This is a genomic window from Ideonella alba (assembly GCF_018069845.1).
Classification (GTDB): Bacteria; Pseudomonadota; Gammaproteobacteria; order Burkholderiales; family Burkholderiaceae_C; genus Ideonella; species Ideonella alba.
This window is the reverse complement of sequence record NZ_JAGQDD010000002.1, coordinates 1-14,721: the sequence shown is the minus strand read 5'-3', so window position 1 is coordinate 14,721 and position 14,721 is coordinate 1. Positions and strand designations below refer to the sequence as shown.

At 71.3% G+C, this 14,721-nt stretch carries 12 protein-coding genes; 5 read left to right on the top strand and 7 right to left on the bottom strand.

Going from position 1 to position 14,721, the window contains the following annotated elements:
- Positions 1-26: 26 nt before the first annotated feature.
- The 5 genes from KAK03_RS03685 to KAK03_RS03665 are packed head-to-tail and all read right to left on the bottom strand — an operon-like array spanning position 27 to position 5,821.
- Positions 27-947 carry an ABC transporter permease gene (locus KAK03_RS03685; RefSeq protein WP_210851838.1) on the bottom strand — a complete coding sequence of 307 codons (921 nt, stop codon included), beginning with the start codon at positions 945-947 and terminating at the stop codon, positions 27-29.
- A complete protein-coding gene (locus KAK03_RS03680; RefSeq protein WP_210851837.1) occupies positions 947-2,011 on the bottom strand; it encodes an ABC transporter permease in 1,065 nt (354 codons plus the stop codon). Before KAK03_RS03680 ends, KAK03_RS03685 begins: the two co-directional genes overlap by 1 nt.
- Entirely contained in the window at positions 2,008-3,540 is a 1,533-nt protein-coding gene (locus KAK03_RS03675; RefSeq protein ID WP_210851836.1) for an ABC transporter ATP-binding protein, read from the bottom strand. Before KAK03_RS03675 ends, KAK03_RS03680 begins: the two co-directional genes overlap by 4 nt.
- A complete protein-coding gene (guaD, locus tag KAK03_RS03670) occupies positions 3,537-4,871 on the bottom strand; it encodes a guanine deaminase (RefSeq protein ID WP_210851835.1) in 1,335 nt (444 codons plus the stop codon). Before guaD ends, KAK03_RS03675 begins: the two co-directional genes overlap by 4 nt.
- Positions 4,868-5,821, bottom strand: coding sequence for a LysR family transcriptional regulator (locus KAK03_RS03665; protein ID WP_210851834.1), 954 nt, complete (start codon positions 5,819-5,821; stop codon positions 4,868-4,870). The genes guaD and KAK03_RS03665 overlap by 4 nt, the downstream gene beginning before the upstream one ends.
- Positions 5,822-5,892: 71 nt before the next feature.
- Between KAK03_RS03665 and xdhA the strand changes: the two genes are divergently transcribed.
- The 4 genes from xdhA (at position 5,893) to KAK03_RS03645 (ending at position 11,522) form a co-directional block, all read left to right on the top strand.
- Entirely contained in the window at positions 5,893-7,440 is a 1,548-nt protein-coding gene (gene xdhA, locus KAK03_RS03660) for a xanthine dehydrogenase small subunit (RefSeq protein ID WP_210851833.1), read from the top strand.
- Positions 7,437-9,761: a xanthine dehydrogenase molybdopterin binding subunit gene (xdhB, locus tag KAK03_RS03655; RefSeq protein WP_210851832.1), complete on the top strand. Its 2,325-nt coding sequence runs from the start codon at positions 7,437-7,439 to the stop codon at positions 9,759-9,761. The genes xdhA and xdhB overlap by 4 nt, the downstream gene beginning before the upstream one ends.
- Before the next feature lie 13 nt (positions 9,762-9,774).
- Complete coding sequence (gene xdhC, locus KAK03_RS03650) at positions 9,775-10,614, top strand: xanthine dehydrogenase accessory protein XdhC (RefSeq protein WP_210851831.1); 840 nt, start codon at positions 9,775-9,777, stop codon at positions 10,612-10,614.
- Positions 10,615-10,733: 119 nt separating this feature from the next.
- Positions 10,734-11,522 carry a sulfite exporter TauE/SafE family protein gene (locus KAK03_RS03645; protein ID WP_247660924.1) on the top strand — a complete coding sequence of 263 codons (789 nt, stop codon included), beginning with the start codon at positions 10,734-10,736 and terminating at the stop codon, positions 11,520-11,522.
- A 36-nt stretch (positions 11,523-11,558) separates the two neighbouring features.
- On the opposite strand, the gene KAK03_RS03640 is transcribed toward KAK03_RS03645, so the two are convergent.
- Positions 11,559-12,251 (bottom strand): Crp/Fnr family transcriptional regulator, encoded by a 693-nt coding sequence (locus tag KAK03_RS03640; protein WP_210851830.1) that lies wholly within the window; start codon positions 12,249-12,251, stop codon positions 11,559-11,561.
- Between the two features lie 293 nt (positions 12,252-12,544).
- On the opposite strand from KAK03_RS03640, the gene KAK03_RS03635 reads away from it, so the two are divergent.
- The gene (locus KAK03_RS03635; RefSeq protein ID WP_210851829.1) at positions 12,545-13,414 is read left to right on the top strand and encodes a fumarylacetoacetate hydrolase family protein; all 870 of its coding nucleotides are present in this window, start codon (positions 12,545-12,547) and stop codon (positions 13,412-13,414) included.
- Between the two features lie 9 nt (positions 13,415-13,423).
- Here the strand turns inward: KAK03_RS03635 and KAK03_RS03630 are convergent, their stop codons facing one another.
- On the bottom strand, positions 13,424-14,407 hold the full coding sequence (locus KAK03_RS03630; protein WP_210851828.1) for a Bug family tripartite tricarboxylate transporter substrate binding protein: 984 nt from the start codon (positions 14,405-14,407) through the stop codon (positions 13,424-13,426).
- Positions 14,408-14,721: the final 314 nt, after the last annotated feature.

Here is a 14,721-nt window from a genome sequence, read left to right as displayed (position 1 = left end):
GGATGAAAGCGGGGGTCGTGGGCGGCTCAGCCGCCCGGGAAGAAGGGTTTGCCCAGCGAAGCCGGCATGTTCACACGAATCCAGGTCGGATTGCGCGAGATCAGCACCAGCACGACGATGGTGGCCACATACGGCAGCATGGTGAGCCACTGGCTGGCGATCTGCACGCCCTCGCCCTGCAGGTGGAACTGCAGCATGGTGACGCCGCCGAACAGGTAGGCGCCCAGCAGCACCCGCGCCGGGCGCCAGGTGGCGAAGGTGGTCAGGGCCAGCGCGATCCAGCCCTTGCCGGCCACCATGCCCTCCACCCACAGCGGCGTGTAGATTACCGACAGGTAGGCGCCGGCCAGACCGCACAGCGCGCCACCGGTCATCACCGCCGCCAGCCGGATGCGCCGCACCGGGTAGCCCAGCGCATGCGCCGACTCGGGCGACTCGCCCACCGCGCGCAGCACCAGGCCCGGCCGCGAGCGGTACAGGAACCAGGCCAGGCCCAGCGCCAGCAGCACCGCCCCATAGACCAGCGGATGATGGCGGAACAGCGCCGGCCCGATCAGCGGAAGGTCGGCCAGCAGCGGGATGTCGAACTTGGCGCGGTCGCTCAGGCGCGCCTGCGTGTAGGCGGTGCCCACGAAGGCCGAGAAGCCGGTGCCGAACAGGCTCAGCGCCAGCCCGGTGGCGTACTGGTTGGTGTTCAGCCAGATCACCAGCACGCCGAAGATGGCGGCCATCACGGCCCCCACGCCCGCGCCCGCGGCAAAGGCCGCCAGGTCGGAGCCGGTGTGCGCCGCCGTGGCAAAGCCGGCGATCGCCGCCACCAGCATCATGCCCTCGGCGCCCAGGTTGATGATGCCGGCACGCTCATTGATCAGCAGGCCCAGGCCGGCGATCGCCAGCACGGTGCCGGCATTGAAGGTGGCGCCCAGCAGCAGCGCGAACTGTTCCATCACGGGCCCCTCCGTCCGAACTGTGGCTTGTAGTGGATCAGCGTGTCGCAGGCCAGCAGCGCGAACAGCAGCAGGCCCTGGAACACGCCGGTCAGCGCCTTGGGCAGGCCCAGGCGCGACTGCGCCAGCTCGCCGCCGATGTAGAACATGCTCATCAGCACCGCCGAGAACACCGCCCCCACCGGATGCAGCCGCCCCACATAGGCGACGATGATCGCGGCAAAGCCGTAGCCGGCCGGCACGTATGGGGTGAGTTGCCCCAGCGGACCGGCCGCTTCCAGGCCGCCGGCCAGACCGGCCAGACCGCCGCTGATCAGCAGCGCGATCCACAGCGCGCGCCGCGACGAGAAGCCGGCGTAGCGCGCCGCATCGGGCGCCAGACCGCCCACCTGCAGCGAGAAGCCGCGGTAGGTGCGGAACAGGAAGGCCCACAGGCCCAGCACCGCGGCCAGCGCGATGAAGACGCCCACGTTCATGCGCCAGCCATCGACCAGGCGCGGAATCTTGGTCGCCGCGGCGAAGGTGATGGTCTGCGGGAAGTTGTAGCCGGCCGGGTCCTTCCAGGGGCCGTAGACCAGCCAGGCCAGCAGCATGTCGGCCACATAGACCATCATCAGGCTGACCAGGATCTCGCTGGCGTTGAAGCGGTCGCGCAGCAGCGCGACGATGCCGCTCCACACCATGCCGCCCAGCACGCCGGCGGCCAGCACCGGCACCACCACCCAGCGTGAGGTGTCGGGCCCGGCCTGCATGGCCACGCCGCTGGCGAAGATCGCGCCCAGCACGAACTGCCCCTCGGCACCGATGTTCCAGACATTCGAGCGGTAGCACACCGACAGGCCCAGCGCGATCAGCACCAGCGGCACCGCCTTGACGCTCAGCTCGGACAGCGCATAGCCGTTCTTCACCGGCTCGATGAAGAAGACCTGCAGCGCCCTCAGCGGGTCCTTGCCCAGCACGCTGAACAGCACGACACCCACCAGCACGGTGATCGCCAGCGCGATCAGCGGCGAGGCGAAGGACATGGCCTTCGAGGGCTGCGGGCGCGGAATCAGGCGGATCATGCGGCCACCCCCTGCGCGGCCGGGGCGGCGTTCCACAGGCCCGACATCCACTCGCCGATCATCTCCACCGTGGCCTCCTTGACCGGCACCGATGGCGACAGCCGCCCTTGCGCGATCACCTGCAGGCGGTCGCTCAGCTCGAACAGCTCGTCCAGTTCCTCGCTGACCACCAGCAGTGCACAACCGGCGTCGCGCAGCTTCAGCAGCTCGCCGCGGATCTGTGCGGCCGCGCCCACGTCCACGCCCCAGGTGGGCTGGGCGACGATCAGCAGCTTCGGATTCGCGTCAATCTCGCGGCCGACGATGAACTTCTGCAGGTTGCCGCCCGACAGCGACCTGGCCGCGGCATCCGGCCCGCCCGCCTTGACCTTGAAGCGATCGATCAGGCTGGCCGCCAGCGCACGCGTGGCCGACAGATCAAGCCAGCCGCCGCGGCCCACGGCCTCGGTGCGGGTGAGCAGCGTGTTGGCGGCCAATGACAGCGTGGGCACCGCGCCGCGGCCCAGGCGCTCCTCGGGCACGAAGTGCAGGCCCAGGTGGCGCCGCTTGCGCGGCGAGGCGGTGGCGATGTCGTGGCCGAACAGCGTGACCGAGCCGGCCGGCGCCCGCGGGTCCTCGCCCGAGAGCGCAGCCATCAGCTCCTGCTGGCCATTGCCCGAGACCCCGGCGATGCCCAGGATCTCGCCGGCGCGCACGTCCAGCGCGATGTCCTTGAGCGCCATGCCGAAGGGGTCGGTGGTGGGCAGCGACAGGCCCCGGACCTGCAGCACCGTGGCGCCTTGCGTGGCGGCGCGCGCGTGCAACGCCGGCGGCTCGGCGCCGATCATCAGGCGCGACAGACCGGCGTTGGTCTCCTGGCTGGGGTCGACCTCACCCGTCACCTTGCCACCGCGCAGCACGGTGCAGTGGTGGCACAGGCTGCGGATCTCGTCGAGCTTGTGGCTGATGTAGAGGATGGAGCAGCCCTCGCTGCTGAGCTGGCGCAGCGTGACGAAGAGCTTCTCCACCGCCTGCGGGGTGAGCACCGAGGTGGGCTCGTCCAGGATCAGCAGCTGCGGCTTGGTGAGCAGCGCGCGCACGATCTCGACGCGCTGGCGCTCGCCCACGCTGAGGGTGTGCACCGGGCGCAGCGGGTCGACCTCCAGGCCGTAGCCGGCGGCGACCTCGCGGATGCGGGCCGTCACCTCGTCCAGGCTCATCGCCTTGTCCAGGCCCAGCCAGACGTTCTCGGCGGCGGTGAGGGTGTCGAACAGCGAGAAGTGCTGGTAGACCATGCTGATGCCCAGCTGCCGCGCCGCCGCCGGGCTGGCCACCTGCACCGGCTGGCCGTTCCAGAGGATCTCGCCGGCGTCGGGCTTGACCGCGCCGTAGATGATCTTCATCAGTGTGGACTTGCCGGCACCGTTCTCGCCCAGCACCGCATGGATCTGGCCGGGGGCCACGCTCAGCGCCACGCTGTCGTTGGCCCGGACCGCGGGGTACTGCTTGGTGATGCCGCGCAGTTCGAGGCGTGCGGGGAGGAAGGTCATGCGGTGGGCTTCTCGTCGTGGTCGGCCGGCCGCCGGTACCGCTCGACGCCGGCCACGCGGGTGCTCACCACGTGGTCGTCGCCAGCCAGGGTCAGCCAGGCAAAGATCGCATCATGCAAGTCGCGGGCCACCGACTGGCGGCGGCGCTCGACAGGCGAACGGGCGGTGTCCCAGACGACCACGTCGGCCAGTGTACCGGGCTCAAGCGAGCCGATTTCATGGGCCAGACCCAGGGCCTCGGCGGCGCCACGGGTGGCCGCATGCAGCAGCGCCCAGGCGGTGATGCGCCGGCCGGCCAGGGCTTGCACCTGGTAGCCATCGGCCAGCGTGCGCAGCATCGACAGGCTGGTGCCGCCGCCCACATCGCAGCCCATCGTCACCGCCGCGCCGCCGGCGCGCGCCGCCGGCCAGTCGAACAGTCCGCTGCCCAGGAACAGGTTGGAGCTGGGGCAGTGCGAAATCATGGCGCCGGTGGCCGCCAGGCAGGCACGGTCGTCGGCATCCAGCCAGATGCCGTGGGCCAGCATGCTGCGCGGGCCCAGCAGGCGGAAATGCTCGTACACGTCCAGGTAGCTGCGCGACCAGGGGAACAGCTCGCCGACCCAGCGCACCTCGTCGCGGTTCTCGGCCACATGGGTCTGCATATACAGGCCCGGGTGGGCGGCCATCAGCGCGCCGGCCATGGCCAGCTGGGCATCGGTGGAGGTGGGTGCGAAGCGCGGCGTCACCGCGTAGGCCAGGCGGCCATGTCCGTGCCAGCGGGCGATCAGCTCCACGCAGTCCTGCTCGGCCTGGGCCACGTCGTCGCGCAGGAATTCGGGCGCGTGGCGGTCCATCAGCACCTTGCCGGCGATCAGGCGCATGCCGCGCGCACTGCCGGCCTCGAACAGTGCATCCACCGAATCGCGGTGCACCGTGGGAAAGACCATCGCCGAGGTGGTGCCGGTGGCCAGCAGGCCATCCAGGAACAGCGCCGAGATGAAGCGCGCATGCTCCGGGTCGTCCATGCGCGCCTCGGCCGGGAAGGTGTGGCGCTCCAGCCAGTCGAGCAGCTCGGTGCCCCAGGCCCCCAGCACATCGATCTGCGCGCTGTGCACATGGGTGTCGATGAAGCCGGGCAGGATCAGCCGGCCGGGGTGGCGCTCCTTGGGCCAGCTGGCATCGGGCTCGTGGCGCTGCACGCCGACGATGCGGCCGGCCTCGATCAGCAGCCAGTGCGCCGGGCGCCAGCGGGGCTCGGCGCCGGGATCGGCCAGCGGCGGCGCTTCAGTGAAATCGAGCAGGTCGCCGAACAGCGCCAGCTTCTGGTCGTGCCCCACATGCAGGCTCATGTGGCACTCCCCGCCAGCGCACGCGCCACGTCGCGCACCTGCTCACGCAGCCAGCGCTGGGCCGGCGCCGCATGGGCGCGGTCGTGCCACAGCTGGTAGTAGGCCATCGGCGGAAAGCCGGCCGGGCAGCGCACGATGCGCAGCGGCAGGGCGCCCAGGTAGCGCTGGCAGAACTGGCGACCGGTGGTCAGCACCAGGCGGCTGTCGGCCACCATGCGCGGTGCCAGACCGAAGTGGGCGCAGCGCACCGCGATGCGCCGCTTCAGGCCACGGGCCGCCAGGTGCTCGTCGATCACGCCCAGCGCGCCGGGATGCAGCGGCATCGGGGCGATGTGCTCGGCGTCCAGGTAACGCTCCTCGGTCCAGCTGCGCGGGTTCTTCACCGCCGGGTGGTCGGCGGCCACCAGGCAGACCACCTCGTCGCTGAGCAGGCGGCCCAGGTGCAACTCATCGGGCGGGCGCAGCCAGTTGCCGATCACCAGGTCCACCTCGCCCGAGGCCAGCTTGCGGCGGTAGTCGAACTCGGCCGACAGCGGATGGATCTCCAGCGTCAGGCCCGGCGCCGCCCGGCGCAGTTCGGCAGCCACGCCGGGCAGGAACTGCGGGTCGAGGTAGTCGCTGGCGGCGATGCGCAGCGTCATCTCGGCGCGCTGCGGCTCGAAGCGGCGCTGCACGCGGGCGCCGCCGAACAGCGCTTCGGCCTCGCGCAGCAGGCTCTCGGCGGGCGCCAGCATGGCCTGCGCGGCCTCGGTGGGCACCATGCCGCCACCGGCGCGCACCAGCAGCGCATCACCGGTCAGCGCACGCAGGCGGCGCAGCTGCGCGCTGACCTGGGGCTGGCTGCTGCCCAGGCGCATCGCGGCACGGGAAACGCTGCGTTCAGTGATCACGGTGTGCAGGACCTTCACGAGATGGAGGTCGATGTTGGCGGCATCGGACGGCTTCGTCATACGCGTGGGCATATTCCCTGCATGTCGCATATCGTATGCCAACATCGGCCTGCCGCAGGTAAGTTCACGCCATGGACGCCCACCCCCAGGTTTCTCCCGAGGCCGCCACCCGCCCGGTGCGCTTCGTCTTCCGTGGCCGCACCGTGGAGGTGAACGACGCGCCCCCCACGCGCAGCGTGCTGCAGTGGCTGCGCGAGGACGCTCGCGCCTGCGGCACCAAGGAAGGCTGCGCCGAGGGCGACTGCGGTGCCTGCACCGTGTTGGTGGCTGAACTGGCCGAACTCGCCGAAACGGTGCTGGGCGACACCGCCGCGGTGCGCAGCGCCGGCCTGGCGATCCGCCCGGTCAATGCCTGCATCCGCTTTCTGCCCAGCCTGGACGGCAAGGCGCTGCTGACGGTGGAGGACCTGGCCGGCCCATCGCCCGATGCACCGCTGCACCCCGCCCAGCAGGCCCTGGTCGACTGCCACGGCCACCAGTGCGGGTTCTGCACCCCGGGCTTCGCGATGAGCCTGGCCGCCGAGCACGAGCGCCAGCGCGCCGGCGGGCCCCCTCCCAGCCGGAGCGAGCTGGCCGATGCGATCGCCGGCAACCTGTGCCGCTGCACCGGCTACCGGCCGATCCTGGACGCCGGCCAGCGCATGGGCCAGGACCTGTCGCGCGGGCTGCCGCTGGACGGCCTGGCCGAGCAGCTGCGCGGGCTGCAGGCCGCCCCGGCACTGAGCCTGCCCGGCCGCTGGCACGCGCCACGCAGCCTGGCCGAATTGGCGGCCTTGCGCGCAGCCCGGCCCCAGGCGCGGCTGCTGGCCGGCGCCACCGACGTGGGCCTGTGGGTCACCAAGCAGATGCGTGAGCTGGGCGAGCTGATCTGGCTGGGCGATGTGGCCGAGCTGCGCCGCATCGACGAGGCCGATGGCGCGCTGCGCATTGGCGCCGCGGTGACGCTGGAAGACGGCTGGCGCGCGCTGGTGGCGCGCTGGCCCACGCTGTCCGAGATGCACCGCCGCTTTGCCGCACCGCCGGTGCGCCATGCCGGCACCCTGGTGGGCAACCTGGCCAACGGCTCGCCGATCGGCGATGCGCCGCCGGTGCTGATGGCGCTGGGCGCACGGCTGCGTCTGCGCCAGGGTGAGGCCACGCGCCACCTGGCCCTGGAGGATTTCTACCTCGACTACATGAAGAACGCGCTGCAGCCCGGCGAGTTCATCGAGGCGGTGGAGGTGCCGCTGACCACCGCCGACCCCGCGTGGGTGGTGCGCGCCTGGAAGCAGAGCAAGCGCTTCGACTGCGACATCTCCGGCGTCAGTGCCGGGCTGGTGCTGCGCGTGGAGCAGGGTGTGGTGCACCAGGCGCGGCTGGCCTTCGGCGGCATGGCGGCCACGGTGCGACGCGCCACCGGCGCCGAGGCCGCGCTGACCGGCCACCCCTGGACCGAGGCCACGCTGCAGGCGGCCCAGGCCGCACTGGACACCGACTTCACCCCGCTCACCGACCTGCGTGCCAGTGCGCCCTACCGCCAGCGCGTGGCGCGTGCCCTGCTGCACCGCCTGTGGCTGGACACGCGGGCCGACGCACCGCTGCCGGCCAGCGCGCTGCGCGTGTGGGAGGGCTGCGCATGAAGCCGTCCCTGCACACCGGCGTCGTCGGTCTGCCGCTGCCCCATGAATCGGCGCGCGGCCATGTCAGCGGCCGTGCCGCCTACTGCGACGACATCCCCGAACCGGTCGGCACGTTGCACGCCGCGCTGGGGCTGTCACCGGTGGCGCACGGCCGGCTGCTGGGCATCGACCTGGCGCGGCTGCAGGCGCTGCCGGGTGTGGTGGCGGTCTACACCGCCGCCGACATCCCCGGCCCGAACGACTGCGGGCCGATCGTCCACGACGACCCGATCCTCGCTGACGGCACGCTGCGCTACCTGGGCCAGCCGGTCTTCGCGGTGGTGGCCGAGAGCCGCGATGCCGCGCGCCGCGCCGCCGCGCAGGCCAAGGCGGTGCTGCAGATCGAGCCGCTGCCGGCGCAGCTGGACCTGCGCGCCGCCCATGCGGCCGCCGACTGGGTGGTGCCGCCGATGCACCTCAGCCGCGCCACGCACCCCGGCGGTGTCGACGCCGCGATGGCCGAGGCGCCTCACCGCTTGAGCGGCCGCTGGACGCTGGGCGGCCAGGAGCAGTTCTACCTGGAGGGCCAGATCAGCTTCGCGCTGCCGCAGGACGACGGTGGCCTGCTGGTGCACTGCTCCACCCAGCACCCCAGCGAGATGCAGGCGCTGATCGGCCATGCGCTGCAGCTGCCCAGCCACGCGGTGCAGGTCAGCTGCCGGCGCATGGGCGGCGGCTTCGGTGGCAAGGAGTCGCAGTCGGCGCTGTTCGCCTGCGTGGCCGCGCTGGCGGCGCGGCGGCTGCAGCGACCCGTCAAGCTGCGGGTGGACCGCGACGATGACTTCCTGATCACCGGCCGCCGGCATGGCTTCGAGTTCGACTGGGCGGTGGGCTTTGACGACGCCGGCCGCGTGCTGGCGCTGGAGGTCACGCTGCTGGGCGACGCCGGCCACTCGGCCGACCTGTCGCCGCCGGTGATGACGCGCGCGCTGTGCCACATCGACAACGCCTGCTGGCTGCCCAATGTGGCGCTGCACGGTTACCTGCCGCGCACGAACCGCCAGAGCAACACCGCCTTTCGCGGCTTCGGCGGCCCGCAGGGCGCGCTGATCACCGAGCTCATCCTGGACCACATCGCGCGCCACCGCGCGCTGGATCTGCTGGCGGTGCACCAGGCCAACTGGTATGGCACCTCCGAGCGCAACCTCACGCCTTATGGCCAGGTGGTCGAGGACAACGTGATCGCGCCGCTGGTGGACCAGCTCAGCGACAGCGCCGACTACGTCAGGCGCCGCGCCGAGGTGGCGCTGTTCAACGCCGCCAGCCCGGTGCTGAAGAAGGGCCTGGCGCTGTCGCCGGTGAAGTTCGGCATCTCGTTCAACGTCAACCACTACAACCAGGCCGGCGCGCTGGTGCATGTCTACCTGGACGGCTCGGTGCTGGTCAACCATGGCGGCACCGAGATGGGCCAGGGCCTGAACACCAAGGTGGCGCAGGTGGTGGCGCATGAGCTGGGCCTGCCGATCGGCCGCGTGCGCTGCAGCGCCACCGACACCAGCAAGGTGGCCAACACCTCGGCCACGGCGGCCTCGACCGGCGCTGACCTGAACGGGCAGGCCGCGCGGGACGCGGCGCGACGCATCCGTGAGCGGCTGGCCGCGCTGCAGGCCGACGAGTGGCAGATGGCGGCGTCGGACATCGTCTTCGCCGATGGCCAATTGCGCGCGCCCGATGGCCGCAGCGTCGAGTTCAACGCCCTGGTGCAGCGCGCCTACGTGGCCCGCGTGCAGCTGTGGAGCGAAGGCTTCTACGCCACGCCCGGCCTGCACTGGGACCGCGCCACGCTGTCCGGCAAGCCCTTCTACTACTTCGCCTATGGCGCCGCGGTGTCCGAGGTGTTGCTGGACACGCTGACCGGCGAGTGGCGGCTGCTGTGCGCCGACCTGCTGCATGACGCTGGCCGCTCGCTGAACCCGGCGCTGGACATCGGCCAGATCGAGGGTGCCTTCGTCCAGGGCATGGGCTGGCTGACCAGCGAGGAGCTGGTCTGGCACCCGCAGACCGGTGCGCTGCTGACCCACGCGCCGTCGACCTACAAGATCCCGACCGCCAACGACGTGCCCGATGCGCTGCACACCCGGCTGTTCGAGAACGCCAACGTCGCCGACAGCATCCACCGCAGCAAGGCGGTGGGCGAGCCGCCGCTGCTGCTGGCCTTCTCGGTCTGGCTGGCCCTGCGCGATGCGGTGGCCGCGGCCGGTGCGCCCGGCTGCCAGCCGCCGCTGCTGGCCCCCGCCACGCCCGAGGCGCTGCTGCGGGCCATTGACGCGGTGCGCGACTGAGACAATCGCGGCAATGACCGCGCCCCACCCTGCCCCTGCCGCCCTGCCGGTGGCCGATGCCGCACTCGCTGCCGATTGGCTGGGCCGCGGCAGGCCCGCGGTGGTGGTGGTGGTGGGGCAGACGCGCGGCTCGGTGCCGCGCGAGCGCGGCACCCGCATGCTGGTGGCCCTGGACGAGGTGGCCGGCACGATCGGCGGCGGTCACCTGGAGTGGCAGGCCATCGCCCAGGCGCGCGAGCGGCTGGCCGCCGGCGCCCCGTCGGCCTGGGACTGGCCGGTGGCCCTGGGTCCGTCGCTGGGCCAGTGCTGCGGTGGCGCGATGACCCTGCATTTCCGGCCGCTGGACGCGGCCACGCTGGCCGACTGGCCGCTGGACGCGCCGCGCTTTCACCTGCAGCTCTACGGGGCCGGACATGTCGGGCGGGCGATCATCGCGCTGCTGGCGCAGATCCCCTGCCGGGTGCAGTGGATCGACGAGCGCGAGAGTGAATTCCCGTCCGGGCCACTGCCGCCGCACATCCAGCGGGTCTGCGTCGAGCCGGTCGAGGCCGAAGTGGCGCTGGCCCCACCCGGCAGCGCCTACCTGGTGCTGACCCACAGCCACGACCTGGACCTGGCGCTGACCCAGGCCATCCTGCGGCGCGACGATGTCGGCTGGTTCGGCCTGATCGGCTCGGCCACCAAGCGCGCCCGCTTCGAGCACCGCCTGGCCGAGCGCGGCATCCCGGCCGAGCGCATCGCCGCCATGCACTGCCCGATCGGCTGGCCCGGCATCAGCGGCAAGGAGCCGGGCGTGATCGCGGTGGCGGTGGTGGCGCAGTTGCTGGCCGCCTGGCCGCACGCACCCGGCTGAACTGCTTATTTGTTCCGCGAATAAGTTTAGTCAGAAATTGTTTTAGGGGGTTCGCTGCCGAAAACGCGATGGAAGAATCCAGACCGTTCATCGCTTTTCTCATATCGGAGCCCCTGCCCATGCAATTGGAATCCATGCCCGCACTGGCCGGCCTGCTGGTCGGCACGATGGTGGGCGTCACCGGGGTGGGCGGCGGCTCGCTGATGACACCGATCCTGGTGATGCTGTTCGGCATCGCGCCCACCACGGCGGTAGGCACCGACCTGCTCTACGCGTCGATCACCAAGATGTTCGGCGTGGGCGTGCACCACGGCCATGGCACGGTGGACTGGCAGGTGGTGCGCCGGCTGGCGCTGGGCAGCCTGCCGGCGGCGGCGCTGACGCTGGCCTGGATGCATTTCTCCGAGGCCTCGCGCATCAAGGACGGCTTCATCATCAGCATGGTGGCCACGATGCTGATCATCACCGCGCTGGGCATGCTGACCAAGGATTGGCTGCACGGCCTGGGCCGCAAGCTGCGCGTGGGCAATGCCGACCAGTTCAAGCACCTGCAGCCGGTGCTGACCGTGCTGGGTGGCGTGGTGCTGGGGGTGATGGTCACGCTGACCTCGATCGGCGCCGGCGCGCTGGGCACGGTGATGCTGGTCTACCTGTACCCGTTGCGCCTGAACGCCGCCAAGCTGGTGGGCACCGACCTGGCCCACGCCATCCCGCTGGCGCTGATCGCCGGCCTGGGCCATCTGGCGCTGGGCAACGTCAACTGGACGCTGCTGCTGAACCTGCTGATCGGTTCGGTGCCGGGCGTGCTGATCGGCTCGGTGATCAGCACCCGCGCACCGCTGGCCTTCATCCGCTACGCGATCGCAGTGGTGCTGGGCGCGGTGGCGGTGAAGCTGCTGCTGACCTGAGCCGCCCGGGCCCGCCGCTCAGAGGCTGAGAGTCTTTCAGTGCGAGCGGGCGATGGCCGCCAGCGCGGCCGGATCCAGCACATGGACGGTGTAGCCGGCCACCTGCAGCACACCCTGGCTGGTGAAGCTGCGCATCAGGCGTGACAGCGTCTCAGGGGTGATCGCCAGCTGCGAGGCGATGTCGCGCTTGCGCATGGGCAGCTGGATCAGCGCGCGCTCCGGGTGCACCGGATCGGGCTGGCAGCGCTCGTTCAGCCAGGCCGCCAGGCGCGCTGGCGCATCCTTGTGCATCAGGTCATGGGTGTTGACCGCCAGCGCGCGCACCTCGCGCGCGAGTGTGGTCACCAGACGGCGCGCCAGCACCGGGAAGCGTTCCAGCACGCTGCCCATGGCCTCGCGCGAGAGCTCGGCGATCGTGGCGCTGGTCATCGCCCGGCCGTCGATCGCGTGGGGCTCGCCCAGCCAGCCGGCGCTCAGGTCCAGCCAGGCGGGGCCGTGCAGGTGGCGCTCGGTGCGGAAGGCCATGTCGCTGCCGCGCAGGCCCAGGGCCACATCGCCATCGACGACCAGCAGCAGGCCGCGGGGCCGCTCGCCCTGGGCAAAGACCAGCAGACCGGCCGGTACCCGGCGCGGCCGGGTGGCCTCGTTCAGCGCGGAGGCCTCGGCGTGGCCCAAGGCGGCACCGCCAAACAACTGCCCCCACTGGCGGGCATCAGGCAGCATCGACATGCCCGGGCCAAGCGGCGCGGGGGCGGCAGCCACGCGGCTCGAGGCGCGCAGCCGCGTCAGCGGTGCGCGTTCGGTCGGGGGGCTGGGGGGGCTGAGGGTAGGCTGGTCCATGCGGCTCTCGCGGCATTGCAGTCACTGGGTTGCGGTCGAATGTCAGCGAGCATTCACCCCCGTGTGTTGCGCCAGATCAAGCCCACTCCCCGCCAGCGGTTCTACCGCACGAGGTATGCGATCTGGCTCAAATCCTGCGGCCGCGTACCATCGGCTTTCGTGCCATTGAACGACCCGCGCCCATGAAACTGCTTCGCCTCGGCCCCCGCGGCCAGGAACGCCCGGCCCTGCTGGACGCCCAGGGTCACGCCCGTGACCTGAGCGGCCTGCTGCGCGACATCACCCCGCGCACCCTGTCGCCCGAAGGCCTGGCCGCGCTGCGGGCCGTCGATCCGGCCGCGCTGCCGCTGCTGCCCGAAGGCCTGCGCCCCGGCCTGCCCTGGCGCGGCTGCCGCAAGTTCCTGTGCGTCGGCCTGAACTACGCCGACCATGCCGCCGAAGCCGGCATGGCGCTGCCGACCGAGCCGATCCTGTTCACCAAGCAGCTCAGCAGCCTGGTGGGCGCCCAGGACACCGTGGTGCTGCCCCAGGGCGCCACCAAGGGCGACTGGGAGGTGGAGCTGGGCGTGGTGATCGGCCGCACTGCCCGCTGCATCGAGCCCGAGGAGGCGCTGGCCCATGTGGCCGGCTACTGCGTGGTCAACGATGTGTCCGAGCGCAGCTTCCAGCTGGAGCGCGGCGGCACCTGGGACAAGGGCAAGGGCTGCGACACCTTCGGCCCGGTCGGCCCCTGGCTGGTGACCGCCGACGAGGTGCCTGACCCGCAGGCGCTGGACCTGTGGCTGGACGTCAACGGCCAGCGCATGCAGACCGGCAACACCCGCACCATGGTGTTCGGTGTGGCCGCCTTGATCAGCACCATCAGCCGCTACTGCACGCTGCACCCGGGCGACCTGATCGCCACCGGCACGCCGCCGGGCGTGGGCATGGGCATGAAGCCGCTGCCGCGCTTCCTGCAGCCTGGCGACGAGATGCGCCTGGGCATCAGTGGCCTGGGCGAGCAGCGCCTGCCGGTGAAGGCCTGGGACCGGGCGCTGTTCGACGACCAGTGAAGGCCGTGATCAGTCGGGCTTGATCTTCGCCCGCGCGATCACCGGCTGCCAGCGCTTGCGCTCGGTGGCGATGAAGGCCGCGAACTCGGCCGGCGTGCCGCCCACCGCGATCGCGGCGTCCTTGGCCAGGTGCTCCAGCGCGGCGGGCTCGCGCATCGCCTTGCCACAGGCGGCGGCCAGCTTGTCCACCGCGGCCTGCGGCATCGACGAGGGCGCCAGCATGCCGTACCACTGGGTCATCTCGAAGCCCGGCCAGCCCTGCTCGGCCACGGTGGGCACATCGGGCAGCTGAGGCAGGCGCTGGGTGGTGCCGGTGGCAATGCAGCGCAGCTTGCCGGTCTTGATGAACTGCATCACCGCCGGTGCACCCACCGAGGCGGCATCGAGCCGCCCGGCCAGCAGATCGGTCAGCTGCGGGCCGGTGCCTCGGTAGGGCACATGCAGGATGAAGGTCTCGGTGGCCATCTTCAGGTATTCCATCGCCAGGTGGCCGGCGCTGCCGTTGCCGGCCGAGCCGTAGTTCAGCCGGCCCGGCTGCTTCCTGGCCAGCGCGATGAATTCCTTGAGGTTCTTCACCGGCAGGTCGGGGTGCACCAGGTACAGGCTGGGCACCTTGGCCAGCAGGCTGACCGGCTTGAAGTCCTTCAGCGGATCGTAGGGCAGCTTGTCGAAGATGAAGGGGTTCACCGCCAGCGTGCCGATGTGACCCAGGATCACGGTGTGCTGGTCGTCGGCGCGCGCCACTTCGGCCATCGCCACGTTGCCGGCGCCACCAGGTTTGTTGTCGACGAAGACGCTCTGGCCCAGCAGCCGGCTCAGCTCCTGCGCGCTGGCACGGGCCACGATCTCGGAGCTGCCGCCAGGGGCAAAGGGCACGACGAAGCGCACGGCCTTGGACGGCCAGCTGGCCTGGGCCCGTGACAGGGCAGGAAGGAGGCCGGCAGCGGCCAGCGCCAGCGCGTGGCGGCGGTTGAAGGCGGTGGTGTGTTCCATGGCCGGATCATCGCCAAGGCGATCGGCCCAGCGCCGTGGAAACCACGTAGGGACATGCCCGGGGCCCTGGAAGGACAAAAGGCCACCTTGCGGTGGCCTCTCGCGCCGGGGCTTCAGCCCTGGCTGGGTGTTGCGACACCGGTGACGGGTTCCGGCGTTCCGCCCATTGCTGCGGTCGGTTGGGTTTGTCGCAATGGAGATCATTGTGCAGCCACTCCGTGACGGTGGTGTGACGATTAAGGAAGGTCTGCACAACACACCGAACGGCGTGCTGATGCCCTGATCAGGTCGGAATGTGATGCTGCCAGCCCCGG

Coding starts and splice junctions, on each gene's coding strand:
- KAK03_RS03685 (WP_210851838.1), bottom strand. CDS start 947: ATGGAACAGTTCGCGCTGCTGCTGGGCGCCACCTTCAATGCCGGCACC.
- KAK03_RS03680 (WP_210851837.1), bottom strand. CDS start 2,011: ATGATCCGCCTGATTCCGCGCCCGCAGCCCTCGAAGGCCATGTCCTTC.
- KAK03_RS03675 (WP_210851836.1), bottom strand. CDS start 3,540: ATGACCTTCCTCCCCGCACGCCTCGAACTGCGCGGCATCACCAAGCAG.
- guaD (WP_210851835.1), bottom strand. CDS start 4,871: ATGAGCCTGCATGTGGGGCACGACCAGAAGCTGGCGCTGTTCGGCGAC.
- KAK03_RS03665 (WP_210851834.1), bottom strand. CDS start 5,821: ATGACGAAGCCGTCCGATGCCGCCAACATCGACCTCCATCTCGTGAAG.
- xdhA (WP_210851833.1), top strand. CDS start 5,893: ATGGACGCCCACCCCCAGGTTTCTCCCGAGGCCGCCACCCGCCCGGTG.
- xdhB (WP_210851832.1), top strand. CDS start 7,437: ATGAAGCCGTCCCTGCACACCGGCGTCGTCGGTCTGCCGCTGCCCCAT.
- xdhC (WP_210851831.1), top strand. CDS start 9,775: ATGACCGCGCCCCACCCTGCCCCTGCCGCCCTGCCGGTGGCCGATGCC.
- KAK03_RS03645 (WP_247660924.1), top strand. CDS start 10,734: ATGCAATTGGAATCCATGCCCGCACTGGCCGGCCTGCTGGTCGGCACG.
- KAK03_RS03640 (WP_210851830.1), bottom strand. CDS start 12,251: ATGTCGATGCTGCCTGATGCCCGCCAGTGGGGGCAGTTGTTTGGCGGT.
- KAK03_RS03635 (WP_210851829.1), top strand. CDS start 12,545: ATGAAACTGCTTCGCCTCGGCCCCCGCGGCCAGGAACGCCCGGCCCTG.
- KAK03_RS03630 (WP_210851828.1), bottom strand. CDS start 14,407: ATGGAACACACCACCGCCTTCAACCGCCGCCACGCGCTGGCGCTGGCC.